11 protein-coding genes are annotated in these 12,749 nt (G+C 42.0%); 4 read left to right on the top strand and 7 right to left on the bottom strand.

The features are described from left to right. Window positions 1-198: 198 nt before the first annotated feature. From crtI (AB685_RS13510) to AB685_RS13500, 3 genes are read left to right on the top strand one after another with little or no spacing between them, the layout of a single operon-like run. Window positions 199-1,725, top strand: a complete 1,527-nt coding sequence (gene crtI / locus AB685_RS13510) for a phytoene desaturase family protein (RefSeq protein ID WP_047971128.1) — start codon at window positions 199-201, stop codon at window positions 1,723-1,725. Then, on the top strand, window positions 1,722-3,221 hold the full coding sequence (crtI, locus tag AB685_RS13505; RefSeq protein ID WP_047971127.1) for a phytoene desaturase family protein: 1,500 nt from the start codon (window positions 1,722-1,724) through the stop codon (window positions 3,219-3,221). The genes crtI (AB685_RS13510) and crtI (AB685_RS13505) overlap by 4 nt, the downstream gene beginning before the upstream one ends. Beyond that, window positions 3,187-4,020, top strand: coding sequence for a phytoene/squalene synthase family protein (locus AB685_RS13500; RefSeq protein WP_047971126.1), 834 nt, complete (start codon window positions 3,187-3,189; stop codon window positions 4,018-4,020). The genes crtI (AB685_RS13505) and AB685_RS13500 overlap by 35 nt, the downstream gene beginning before the upstream one ends. A gap of 40 nt (window positions 4,021-4,060) precedes the next feature. Here AB685_RS13500 and crtI (AB685_RS13495) read toward each other — a convergent pair whose 3' ends face one another. The 7 genes from crtI (AB685_RS13495) to AB685_RS13465 all read right to left on the bottom strand — a co-directional run bounded on the left by crtI (AB685_RS13495) (window position 4,061) and on the right by AB685_RS13465 (window position 11,696). After that, window positions 4,061-5,527 carry a phytoene desaturase family protein gene (crtI, locus tag AB685_RS13495; RefSeq protein WP_047971125.1) on the bottom strand — a complete coding sequence of 489 codons (1,467 nt, stop codon included), beginning with the start codon at window positions 5,525-5,527 and terminating at the stop codon, window positions 4,061-4,063. Next, window positions 5,524-6,633 carry a glycosyltransferase family 2 protein gene (locus tag AB685_RS13490; protein ID WP_047971124.1) on the bottom strand — a complete coding sequence of 370 codons (1,110 nt, stop codon included), beginning with the start codon at window positions 6,631-6,633 and terminating at the stop codon, window positions 5,524-5,526. The genes crtI (AB685_RS13495) and AB685_RS13490 overlap by 4 nt, the downstream gene beginning before the upstream one ends. Window positions 6,634-6,666: 33 nt before the next feature. Further along, window positions 6,667-7,332: a lysophospholipid acyltransferase family protein gene (locus AB685_RS13485; protein WP_047971123.1), complete on the bottom strand. Its 666-nt coding sequence runs from the start codon at window positions 7,330-7,332 to the stop codon at window positions 6,667-6,669. After that, window positions 7,301-8,068, bottom strand: a complete 768-nt coding sequence (locus AB685_RS13480; RefSeq protein ID WP_047971394.1) for a carotenoid biosynthesis protein — start codon at window positions 8,066-8,068, stop codon at window positions 7,301-7,303. The genes AB685_RS13485 and AB685_RS13480 overlap by 32 nt, the downstream gene beginning before the upstream one ends. Window positions 8,069-8,419: 351 nt before the next feature. Beyond that, window positions 8,420-9,757 (bottom strand): ammonium transporter, encoded by a 1,338-nt coding sequence (locus tag AB685_RS13475; protein WP_128755872.1) that lies wholly within the window; start codon window positions 9,755-9,757, stop codon window positions 8,420-8,422. Window positions 9,758-9,818: 61 nt separating this feature from the next. Then, window positions 9,819-10,160, bottom strand: coding sequence for a P-II family nitrogen regulator (locus AB685_RS13470; protein ID WP_047971121.1), 342 nt, complete (start codon window positions 10,158-10,160; stop codon window positions 9,819-9,821). 183 nt (window positions 10,161-10,343) lie between these two features. Further along, window positions 10,344-11,696 (bottom strand): MATE family efflux transporter, encoded by a 1,353-nt coding sequence (locus tag AB685_RS13465; protein WP_047971120.1) that lies wholly within the window; start codon window positions 11,694-11,696, stop codon window positions 10,344-10,346. Between the two features lie 239 nt (window positions 11,697-11,935). Here AB685_RS13465 and AB685_RS13460 point away from each other — a divergent pair, with 239 nt between their 5' ends. Further along, window positions 11,936-12,691 carry an AraC family transcriptional regulator gene (locus AB685_RS13460; protein ID WP_241773292.1) on the top strand — a complete coding sequence of 252 codons (756 nt, stop codon included), beginning with the start codon at window positions 11,936-11,938 and terminating at the stop codon, window positions 12,689-12,691. Window positions 12,692-12,749 lie beyond the last annotated feature (58 nt).

Below are 12,749 nucleotides of genomic sequence, written 5' to 3'. Positions count from 1 at the left end.
ACTCCTGATGAGGGGTTTTTATTTCACTCTTCAAGTAGACAAGCTTACATACATTTTTACTTGCAAAGTATGGGGAAACAGCCTTTACCTAATAAAGAGTATTAATGATTGATAGAAAAAAATATATTGTGTATAATTTTTGTATAATCTTTGTTTAATGATTGAACGGTTTGTTTGGAATGAGGAGGCGTACAAAACGTGAGTAAGAAGATAATAGTGGTTGGCGCAGGACCTGGGGGTTTGGCAGCTGCCATGATGCTTTCAGCCAGCGGTTACCAGGTGACTGTATTGGAAAAACAGCCATATGTTGGAGGACGTAACTCTGCCATGAAAATTGGTGAGTACACGTTTGATATGGGCCCAACCTTTCTGAGTATGCCTCAAATTGCACAAGAGATTTTCGAGGAATCAAAGCGGAACATGCATGATTACATGGAAATGAAAGAATTAAAGGACATGTATGAACTTGTTTTTCCGGATAAATCATTCATGGTAACTCGCGATCAAGAGAAAATGAAACAGACTATTGAAAACTACTTTCCGGGCGACGGGGAAGGGTATAAACGATTCATGACGGAAACGGAAAAACGAATGGAGGCCCTGACTCCCATTCTCCAAGGAAAGATGGACCGCTTTTATCATTATTTTCAATGGAAGGTCATTAAAGCCCTTCCGCAACTCAGTCTAGGAAGCAGCTTGTATGATCAATTGAGTAAATATTTCCGATATGAACAATTAAAGCTGGCATTCACTTTTCAATCTAAATATCTGGGAATGTCACCTTGGGAATGTCCGGGTGCATTCTCTATCCTTTCCTGGATGGAGCATGCTTATGGAATCTATCATCCTATTGGAGGAGTCAACCGGCTATCCGAAAGCATGGCTAAAGTGGTGGAAGAACATGGTGGCACGATCAGTCTTGGCACTGGAGTGAAAAAGCTGTGGCTAAAAGGTCGTAAAGTGGTTGGAGTCATGTTAGACGATGGTACGAAGGTGGAGGCGGACGAGGTTGTAGTAAATGGAGACTTTGCCCACGTCATGACGAATTTGGTGGATGATAAAGTGTTGAAAAAATACAGTAAAGGGAAATTGGAAAAGAAAAAATTTTCCTGTTCAACGTTCATGATCTACCTTGGATTGGATAAAGTGTACGATCTACCTCACCATAGCATTATATTTGCAGAGGATTACAAAAAAAATGTGGAAGAGATCACGAAAACGAAAAAGCTTTCAAGTGACCCTTCCATCTATGTTCAGAATGCCTCGGTGACAGATCCCACATTGGCACCAAAAGGAAAATCCGCCCTCTATCTACTTGCTCCCGTTCCTAACAATTTCAGTGAGATTGATTGGCAGGAAAATAAGGAGAAATTCAGACAATTGGTGTTTGACACATTGGAGAAGAAGAGTGGATTCAGAGGACTTAGAAATCATATAGAAGTAGAAAAAATTATTACTCCAGCAGATTGGGAAAAAGAAGTGTTTGTATATAAAGGAGCCACTTTCAACCTTGGACACCAGCTGACCCAGATGATGGTACTTCGTCCACATAACAGATTTGAAGAGTTGGATAACTGTTGGCTAGTTGGTGGTGGAACCCATCCAGGGAGCGGGTTGCCGACCATCCTGGAATCTGCCAGAATCACGACCAGACTGGTGCGTGAAAAATACGAAATGGACTCTCAAAAAAGCTTCCAAGCGCAAAGACTGGAGAAAGCTCAATGAATAAACATATTGCCATAGCAGGAGCGGGAATAGGCGGAATGATAACAGCCCTACTTTTAAAGAAGCAGGGATTTGAAGTGAGTATTTATGAAAAAGAGAATAAGGCAGGAGGTCGCCTTGCTTTTGTCGAAAGACAGGGTTACCGAATTGACAAAGGTCCAACTATTGTCCTTTTGCCTCATATGCTTAAAGATATATTGGCTGAAGCGGGAGTCTCTAATGATGCTTTTGAACTCTTAGGGCTTGATACCTTGTACTCCATTCATTTTAAAGATGGGAAAAAGTACACGAAATACAAAGACATTGCTAGGCAGCTGAATGAATTGAGCCACGTATTTCCTGGAGAAGAGGAAGGGTTTAAGAAATACATGAAAGAAATGCGTAGAAGCTTTGAGATAGGGCAGTCTGCTTTTTTGAAAAAATCTTTTTCAAGGAAAAGGGATTTTTGGACAGCGAAGAATCTGAAATCCCTTGTCAGATTAAAAGCCTACCAGTCCATGAAGAAATTTGCCGGCACCTTTTTTAAGGATGAACGCCTACGGGAAGCCTATTCTCTTCAGACATTGTACATTGGGGGGAACCCGCAAACTGCTCCGGCAATGTATAGTCTAATTCCTTACAGTGAACATGAACATGGCATCCATTATTTGAAAGGTGGCTATGCATCGCTTGTAAAGGTATTGACAGATACTTTGGAGGAAAAAGGTATTCCTTTGTATGAGAATAGTAGGGTGGAGGAAATCCAAAAGAAGTTAGGAAAGGTAGTTTCCATAAAGGTTAATGGAGGAAGCGTTAAAGTGGACGGTCTTGTTTGGAATGGTGACTTTCCGTCTGCCGCCAAACTGCTGGAAGATCGCAGAAACTATGAATCTTCATCAGGGTGTGTTCTGCTCTATTTTGGAATAAATGGAAACTATCCTAATTCGAATGTTCATCAATTTTTTATGGGCGGGAACTTTGAACAGCATATGAGGGAAGTGTTTCAAGAAAAGAAGATTCCAACAGACCCCTCTTTTTATACATTCAACCCAAGTCTAATGGATTCCACTTTGGCGCCTGTAGGGAAAAGCGTTTTATATGTGCTAATTCCAGTTCCATCAGGAAGTCATATCGATTGGAGCGAGGAATCGGAGTTTATTGATAGAATGATAAAAAATATTGAAGCGAGAGCATTTCCTGGGCTGACGGAAAAGATGGAATGGATGGAAGTCCGAACACCAAATGATGCGGAACAGGAAGGCCTATTTCAGGGAGGAAGCTTTGGTATCGCACCTAGTCTGTTCCAATCAGGTGTATTTCGACCTCAAGCTAAGCTATCCTCGTTCGAAAATGTGTACGCAACAGGTGCTTCAATTCATCCCGGGGGCGGTATCCCTATCGTGATGCAAAGTGCCAAGCTTGCAGCAAACCAAATTATCCATGATTTTGCCCATCATTCATCTGCAAAGGATGTGAATCTTAATGAACGATTTGATGAAAGCATATCATCATTGTGAATCCATAATTAAAGAACATTCCAAAACGTTTTACAAAGCATTTATGCTCTTGCCGAAAGAAAAGAAAAGAGCGGTATGGGCAGTCTATGCATTCTGTAGGCAGGTAGATGATATTGTAGATGAGGGGGCAAATCCTAAGAAAGAGCTTTTTGCATTCAAACAATCGTTTTCTATATTTCTGGAAGGGGAGTTGCCATCTGCCGATCCGATGTGGCTTGCCCTTCAAGATGTGTTCGGAAAATATGAGATGGATGTTCCAGCCTTTCACGACATGATAGCTGGGCAGGAAATGGACCTGTACAAAAAGCTGTATTATACAGAAAAAGAAGTATTGCATTATTCCTACCATGTGGCAAGTACGGTTGGTCTGATGCTGTTGCCAATCCTTGCTCCTAAAACTAAGGGTGCCTTGCGACAGGATGCCATTGCGCTTGGGCAGGCAATGCAGATTACTAACATACTTCGGGATATTGGGGAAGACCTAGAGCGTGAAAGGATTTACATTCCGATTGGAAAGCTAGAGGCCGCGGGCTATTCCATGGATGAGCTGAAAAGGCATGTGGTGAACAACAAGTTTATCTCCGTTTGGGAGGAGATGGCTTTTGAGGCGGAAAAGCTATATGAGCAGGCGATGGTTTCGATAGATTTATATCCTCTTCATTCCAGAACGCCTGTTAAGGGAGCAGCCTATCTGTATCGAGCTATACTCGGTTCCATTCGCAGAAAAGGATATTCTGTATTTAAGAGGAAGCATTTTGTCAGCAGTGAAGAAAAGCATGAAATCATTTCGCAAATATAAAGAAACACCACAGTGTGATGGTTGGACACTGTGGTGTTTTTTAGTTGCCTTCTGCAATAAGCTTTCCTATATTCAATCCCGAGAGTGTGACCATTGGAGAGCCTCCCCCTGGGTGTGTGGAGCCTCCGACAAAAAAGAGATTTCCGATGTCAGTGGATTTATTTCTGGGGCGGAAGAAGGCATCCATTTTTCGGTTGGAAGCAACCCCATACAAAGCGCCTTTGAAAGCTCCGAATCGGGATTGGATATCGCTTGGGTCAATTACCCTTTCTGTCAAAACATGTTCCTTTAGAGATAGACCCTTTTGAGCTAAAATTTCGTAAATCAACTCTTTGTGATTGTCTGAAGCGCCGGTATGGTGCCTGCAAATTGCAGGTGCGTTCACCAAGATGAACAGATTATCTCCATTGGGACTTTTCTCCCTTTCCGTAAAAGAAGAATTGCTCAGATAGATGGTAGGGTCACTTGCATATTCTTTATTCTTAAATAGACTTTGAAACTCTTCTTTATAGTTTCCTGAAAAGTAAACGGTATGATGAAGCAATTCGGAATGCCTCTTGTTCATTTCGGCAAGAAGTACATAGGCGGAGATGGAAGGTTCATAGCCTTCCGCCTTTTTATCGGAAAAATGTGGTCTGTCCAGTTCATTCACAAGTTCTGGATATGCGACGAGCAAATCCGCATTCATGACAACCGTATCTGCCGGGTACAGCTCGCCATTTTCGGTTGATACGGAAACCGCCTTCTTATTTTTCACTTCGATACTCGTAACCTTGCAATTGGTCAGGATAGTGACACCAAGTTTTCTGGCAACCTTTTCAAATCCTTCTGCAATTCTAGTGTTTCCGCCTTTCGTATAGAAGACTCCATCCACCAGTTCCAAGTAAGCGATCAGGCCAAATGTGGCAGGGGTAACATAGGGAGAGGAACCGATATAGGTAGCATAGCGATCCAACGCTTGAATGACAAACGGGTTGGTGAAATATTTCCGATGAAAATTATGTAAGGATTGCAGTGGTCGAACTTTGCCAAAAGAAGCACCTAAACTCGGTGACAAGTAATCTTTAGTGGAGGTAAAGGTTCTGCGAAAAAACTGGGATTCTCCAAGTTTGTATAATCGAGTGACTTCCTCTAAGAAAGCAGGATAGTTCCTTGCACCAATGGGATCGAGATTCCCTAACTGCTCGAGCATTTTTTCTTTATCAGCGCTGAAATCGAATATGGTACCTTCAGAAGAGATATTTCTCGTATGGGAGTCCAGTTTAATAAAATCAATATAGGTTTCAGGATTTTCCCCAGTCTGAGAAATTACCTCACGAAAAACATCAGGCATGGTGATGGTATTCGGTCCAAAATCGAAAGATGCCTGACCGAGCTGAACAGGCATCAGCTTTCCTCCTAAGTGGCTGTTCATTTCCAATAACGTTACGTTAGAACCCCTGGTGGCTAGGGTGATGGCAGCTGATAAGCCTCCAAGACCTCCTCCGATAACAACGATCTTTTTCATTTATAGGCACGACCCTTCCAGATATAATGTTGCTTCTTCAATGATTTCCACATGGAGGCGTGCAGGATGACTAGGAAAGCGAGTGCGCTTAGTGGCATGAATAGAAACAGATAGGAAAGTTGCCCCGTTTGCAAATCGATATAGAGCTTTTGCATCCAGACCAACACTAGAGGCACTAAAAACCAGATACCGTAGATAGGGGATAGAAACGCCAAAAATAGAGGCAACACATAAAACAAGCTGTAAAAGATCGTTAATACGGTTACCATGACAGGTGACTTCCCGATTCCTATATAAATGTTTTTCAAAAAGCCATTCCAAACTTCCCGATTGGTTTCGTACATATGACAGGTAACATAAGGTGTTGCATTGATTAGTTTCACTTGAAAGCCATGCTCTTTCATAACCCGTGCTAGATGGACATCCTCCACAATGCTCGACTTTACAGAAAAGTGCCCCTCTACAAAATCATAGGCGCTTCTTTCAAAAAACATGAACGCGCCATGCGCAGCACTTGCGGGCTTAAAGGAGCTGTAATTTGCCAGTCCAAGGGGAAGGTGGAGCCAGATAACAAAATGCTGCATTGGCACAAGTAATTTGCTTAGCCATGATGTAACCGGGAAATGAGGAAAGCCTGTTACCAACCCTACCTTTTCATTCCGGAAAAAGGGAAGCATCTTCTCTATGGTGTTCTTTTTAAGTCTTGCATCTGCATCCAGAAATAGAAGGTAGTCTCCGTTTGCAGCAAGGGAAAGCTGATAACAGGCATGCACTTTTCCGGCCCAGCCTTTTTTCAAGGGAGCTCCCTGGATGATCGAGAATCGACTATCTTTATTGATGTGACCGAGAGCCAACGAATAAGTGGCGTCGGATGAATGGTCATCCAACAAAATAATCTCCAGGTTTGGAAAAGTCAATTGGGTTAAGTTTTCAATTAGATGAAGAACATTTCGTTCTTCATCTCGCATTGGTACAAGGATGGAAACTAGGGGATTTACATACACTTTATCCGGTTTCTGAAAACTGGGATAGAACAGGCCATTGACGATAATCCAAAGGAAAGAAACGAATAGCAGGGCGGATAACAGGTAGATGAATAGTTCCAAATCGATTCCCTCCTTATTTAATCACAGTAAGAATTAAAATAATGAACGGTAATTTGCGATATCTTGCTTAATAACCTCCTGCTTCACTTTATCCAGCAGCACGGTATAATGATTTTCCAGGAATTGATTTTTCTCTTTGGATGAAGCACCCTCAAGCTGAGAGTAAAAGAGGGGTTCATTAAGTTTGATAAATACTTCAGGTTTTCTCTCACCGGTAAATGTATAGTACAGGCATACGGGAACAATCGGAATATCGGTATTTTTCACGATATGAATCGCGCCGGGAAGGAAAGAGAGCGGCCGAATCTCAAGGTGACGTTCATCTCCTTGAGGGAACAGCCACAGGGTTTTTTCTTCTTTCAATCTATCTTTTGCGTAGTTAATGGAACGAACAATATCCTTTGGATTGTCTCTGTTCACGGAGAAAGCTCCTATTTTGCGAAAAAAAGAGAATTCCTTGATACCTTTTTCATGCATCATTACGTAACTCTCCTGTCTTATCACAAGCTGATTCAAATGAAAAACAACGAGTGCGTCCCACCAAGTACTATGATTGACGATAAACAGAGCAGGGGATGGTGGGATGGAAACATTTGGTCCATCCGCGTAATGTACTCCCCTGAAATGAAATCGAAGAAAGCGTTTATTGAACTGATGAAAAAAGAAATCAAACTGACTGCTTTTTTTTGCTGGAATCATGCGCTAACCCCTTTAGTTTCAGAGTGGCCACGTATAGGAGAAGTGTTGGAATAATTGTCACGGTCAAAGCTAAATAAAGTTGCGCTGTAACGGCTATCATACAGAACATTGCAACCATCATCCCGTATAATACATACATATTCTTTTCCCAATAGATGTTTTCCTTTGAAGAAATATTTTTCGAAAAAAGTAATAGGAATAAATGAAACATTAAGGATAATCCAAACCAGCTGTAAAAATTGAACATCGGAATGTCGTAATAGAAGCTTGTGCTTTCCCATATCCAATACTCCTTTGCGATGAACGCGACCGGGTCAATAATCAGATCCAACACAACCGTAGCAAGAGCGCCGAGTATAGCTTTGGTGGAAATGGATGCATGGGGAATGACTCTCAGTGCAATCACATGGGAGGTCGATATGACCAAAACCCAGGCAAAGCCTATCGTGATTGGCACATCAAACAGTTTTGGTCCGAAATAGGAGTTATAGTAGTAGTTGCCAAAGAGGAAACCGAATTTCACTCCGAAATGCTCGGCAGCCATGGATACGAAGAATACAACCAATGTAAAAATAACTCCGATGCCACGGTAGTTTTTTATAAAATAAATCGCTCCAAGAGTTCCTGCTGTCACCAGGAATACGACATTTGCCCATTCCAGCCATGGTGGTAGAAGGTCAAAGGTTAACAGAACGACGCCGCATATGTACCAAATAATAAAAAATCGGAAAATCATTTTTTCCCACGTGCTAGTGTTCAAAATTATCACCTCTAGGAGGAATTATATCATCATAGTTAAATGATTGTATATGTTTTGTATATGCAAAAAAGCGATCCGATGGGCTCTGCCATGAATCGCCTTTTGTTTTATTCATGTTGGACGATACGGAAACTTTTTATACTTAGCTCTATTCAAATTATATGAAGAAATTGAGTTAATGTGATGGTTTCTAGCTGTTGATTGGAGCAAAAGGCGTAGACTCCTGCGGGAGAGTAGCGACAATTTTGAGACCCCGCAGGGCAAAGCCTGAGGAGTCTCAAGGTCGCCCCGCGGAAAGCAACAGCGGTGCTTAACAGAGCCTTAATATTAGTTAGCTTTAGCTTTTTTTGCTGAGCTTCCCAAATTATTGAGTCGGTGGACAAGGCCTGTTCCGAATTCAGGAGCAGAGCTGTTATCGGAGAATACCGACTCTCTTAATTCATAAGCAGAAGAACCATGCTCTGCAAAATCAAGTCCGGAAATCTCTTCTTCTTTCGTAACACGGATGCTGGTGAACTTAGTGACGATAAAGAGAAATACACTCACGGAACCGATCGTCCATGCTGTAACTGCAATCACACCGATGGCCTGAATGCCTAATTGAGTGATCCCGCCTCCGTAAAATAAACCGGAGGATGTGGAGAATAGACCGACTGCAAGTGTACCCCAAATTCCGCAGACACCATGAACCGCAATGGCACCGACAGGGTCATCTAGCTTCAATTTGCGGTCAATAAAAGTAACTGCCTCTACTAAAAGAACTCCTGCGATCAACCCGATAATGATCGCACCAATCGGGGAAACATCTCCTGTACCAGCAGTGATTCCAACCAACCCTGCCAACGCACCATTAAGTGTTAATGATGGATCAATGCGTTTATAGCGTAGATTTGTATAAAATGCGGATGCCAACACTCCAGCGGAAGCGGATAGTAAGGTAGTCGTGATGACATGTGGGATAAGGGACGGGTCTGCCGCCAATGTACTTCCCCCGTTAAATCCGAACCACCCAAACCAAAGGATGAAGACGCCAAGTGCCCCAAGCGGGATGTTATGACCAGAAATGACATTCACTTTTCCGTTTGCATACTTTCCAAGACGTGCGCCCAGGAACTTGACGGCAACAATTGCTCCAAGTGCACCGGTCAAATGTACCACGGTAGATCCTGCAAAGTCGGTAAAGCCTAGTTCCGCCAACCAGCCTCCACCCCATACCCAGTGGCCGACAATCGGATAGATTAGTGCCGTCATGGCAACCGTTAATAAAATATAGCTTGATAGCTTCATGCGTTCTGCCACAGCACCGGAAATGATGGTAGCACATGTTGCGGCGAACATAGCTTGAAAGACGAAAAAGCCTATTTGGTCCTCGTGACCTCTCAGAAAGAAACCGTCCAAACCGGTAAAGCCTCCTATTGAGCTGCCGAACATGATGGCATAACCTAAGGCTAAATATAGGACAGCGGCTATGGAAATGGTAAGGAAGTTTTTCATTAAAATGTTGAGGGCGTTTTTAGAACGTGTAAATCCAGATTCCACCATGGCAAAACCTGCATGCATGAAAAATACTAAAAGTGCTGCAACCATAATCCACACCATATCAAGGGAAACACTGAGGCCTTCGACTGTAGGTGCCTGTGCGTGTGCAGTGGAGCTGATCAACATTCCGCCAGTAACTAGTAAACCAATCTTTTTCTTCAATTTGTATCATCCTTTCTTGATTAAGTTAGATAATTGCCAGTTTGCCGTTCTCTCCAGTTCGGATCCGTATGGCGTCTTCAATCTGATAGATAAAAATCTTCCCGTCCCCGACGGTGTTGCTTGAGCAGGTTTCTTGAATGATCTGTACAATTTCATCCACAAACTCGGCTTCCACTACCATTTCCACCTTCACTTTTGGCAGCAATTTAATTTCAAATGTGTTTCCTCTAAACAAACCTTGTTGTCCTTTTTGTTGTCCGCAACCGGCAACTTCTGAGACTGTTAATCCGTTGATTCCGACTTCTTCTAATTTTTCACGAAGAGTGCGGAAAGTTTCTGGTCTGACGATGGCTTCCACTTTTTTCATCGATATCTCTCCTTTAATTCAATGTTATGTTTCCTAACATCTGTAGTTATGTTTTATATCATATTCTATAATTATGTTGGTTGCAATAGGAATTATCAAAAAAATCAGTCGAAAGCGCTTACTAGTTTGTAAGGAAACCTGACAATGTAAAAAGCCCTCCGATTAAGAGGGCTTTTTGTAAGGCTAGGATGCTTGTTTTTGCACAAACGATTTGTTGATCCACACACGTGATCTCCAGCGGAACAGCATGATGATTCCACGCAACCATTCATCTAATATCATGGCAATCCATACACCGACAAGTCCAAGGCCGAAATGAATTCCAAGTATATAGGAAACAGTAACACTAACACCCCACATCGAGCATATGCCGATATAGACCGGGAATTTTACATCCCCTGCAGCACGCAAGGCATTTATGACTACTAGGTTGAACGAGCGGCCGGGCTCCAATATGACCGTCAACAAAATTAATGTTCCGCCAAGTGCGATAATGTCAGGGTTTGAAGTGAAAAAGCCTAACAAGGTATCAGAGAAAATGGCAATGGGTATTGCAGTCAACACAGAAATCAAAATCGCAAGTCGCAAGCTTTTGAGGCAACGTTTATAGGCATCCTCCACCTGACCTGCACCTATCTGATGACCAATCATAATTTGAGTCCCTTGACTGATTGCGACGCTGAAAAGAAAAATGAACATCATCAGACTCTGTGCGTACACTTTGGTGGTTAGTGCTTCCGTTCCCATCATGACAATAAAGTAAGTGATAACAATCTGTGAAGTGTTATAGGATAGGTGTTCACCAGCTGATGGAATGCCTATTTTCAAAAGATTTTTCAGGTGTTCAACAGGTAATCGGAACATTTTTCCGAAAGGCAACGGCTCTTCAATTCTTTTGAAAAGTAGGATCGTAATCACAATCAATCCCAACGTACGGCTTGCCACAGTGGAAATCGCCACACCGTCCACACCAAGAACCGGAATTCCGAATGGACCAAAGATGAATAAATAGTTTCCTATTACATTAATGATATTCATTCCGATGGTGACATACATGGCATCCCTGGTGAAACCGTAACTTCTAATGGTAGCACCGATTGTAATGACAAGCGCCTGGATGAAGGAGAAAACTCCAACCAGTTTTAAATAAGAATCAGCCTCAGATAGGAGGTTGGGAGGAAGGTCCATTATTAATAGAAGCTTGGAACTAAAAAGAAACACAGCAATACTGATGGCAACACTGAATATCAGATTGGCACCTATGGAGACGACAGTCACTTCTGCAGCTAGATTTCTGTTTTTCGCTCCTAAATATTGTGCAACAAGAATCGTGGTTCCTGTAGCGATAAAGCCGAACATGACTATCAGCATGAATAGGATCTGATTTGCAACCCCGACTGCTGCCACCGAGTCATCCGAATATTGGCTAAGCATTAATATATCTGCATTCCCCATCAGCATGTGCAAGAGAATTTCTATGAATATTGGCCATGTTAAGGCAAATAGAGTTAATTTTTTTGTGTTGTTTTCTTTCATTGAGGATACTCCTTTTGATGAATCCGACATAAAACCATTCCTAGTTTAAACGGATTTCATTATAATAGAAAGAGAGAATTTCGATACTTATTGGATTATTACGACTTGAGGTGTAAAGAATGTCAATGATAGCAATGTCAATTCCGCCATTTCCAACCTTCATAAGGGGAGGGGAATACACATTTTATAAAGGAGAATGTCATTTCTCTAGGGTGTTTACCGTTTTTGATTTGCTTTATGTGAAAAAAGGAACTTTGTTTATGCAAGAGGGAGAACAGAAATTTGAAGTGAAAGAGGGGCAATATGTCATATTGGTTCCTGGAGAAAGGCATGAGGGATATGCAGATTGTACGGATCAAACCGATTACTTCTGGCTTCACTTTGTTATTCCCGACAATGAATATCTTATGGTAGAAGATAAAGAGCTGGATTGGTCCTTTGTTTATAAAAAGGAGCCAACTTTTACAGAAGTGGGTCACTATCAGTTTCACATCCCGCAATTTGGTGAAGTGAAAAGAAGGGAGATTGTGGAGCAGCAATTGGAAACGCTGCTAAGTATCAGAGATGGAGATGCACATGTACCTGATGATTATTTGAGGCAACAAATCCAGTTCTCTGAATTTATCGTCCAGTTGCAAAAAGAGGCATTTTCCATTCCGAGCGCAACCGAAAAGGTTTGCGAAAGTGCAATGAAATACATTCAAGAGAATTATAAGAAACACATCAATATGAGTGTTTTGAAAGAGGAATTGAATTTCCATCCTGATTATCTTACTAGGTGTATGCAAAAAACGATTGGGATAAGCCCTATGCAATATTTGACCCATTACCGTATGCATCACGCTAAACGTCTGTTGGCGGAAACGGAGTATAAGGTCTCAGCCATTTCTCGCGAGGTAGGCATTGATGATGTCACTTATTTTTCCAAGCTGTTTAAGAAGATGGAAGGGACGACGCCGATGGAGTATAGGAGATTGGTGCATAGAAAGTCATAAAAACCCGCTAAATACTTAGCGGGCCCCATCAATCGTGCAAGAATCTATACCTAACTTT

The sequence above is a fragment of the Bacillus sp. LL01 genome (genome assembly GCF_001037965.1).
Note: the sequence above shows the minus strand (reverse complement) of the source record. Positions and strands in the feature narration are given on the sequence as shown.

Excerpts from the sequence above, each read along its gene's own strand:
- AB685_RS13475 (WP_128755872.1), bottom strand. The coding sequence starts at position 9,757 with ATGTTGATCAGCTCCACTGCACACGCACAGGCACCTACAGTCGAAGGC.
- crtI (WP_047971127.1), top strand. The coding sequence starts at position 1,722 with ATGAATAAACATATTGCCATAGCAGGAGCGGGAATAGGCGGAATGATA.
- AB685_RS13470 (WP_047971121.1), bottom strand. The coding sequence starts at position 10,160 with ATGAAAAAAGTGGAAGCCATCGTCAGACCAGAAACTTTCCGCACTCTT.
- AB685_RS13465 (WP_047971120.1), bottom strand. The coding sequence starts at position 11,696 with ATGAAAGAAAACAACACAAAAAAATTAACTCTATTTGCCTTAACATGG.
- crtI (WP_047971125.1), bottom strand. The coding sequence starts at position 5,527 with ATGAAAAAGATCGTTGTTATCGGAGGAGGTCTTGGAGGCTTATCAGCT.
- AB685_RS13485 (WP_047971123.1), bottom strand. The coding sequence starts at position 7,332 with ATGATTCCAGCAAAAAAAAGCAGTCAGTTTGATTTCTTTTTTCATCAG.
- AB685_RS13480 (WP_047971394.1), bottom strand. The coding sequence starts at position 8,068 with ATGATTTTCCGATTTTTTATTATTTGGTACATATGCGGCGTCGTTCTG.
- AB685_RS13500 (WP_047971126.1), top strand. The coding sequence starts at position 3,187 with ATGAACGATTTGATGAAAGCATATCATCATTGTGAATCCATAATTAAA.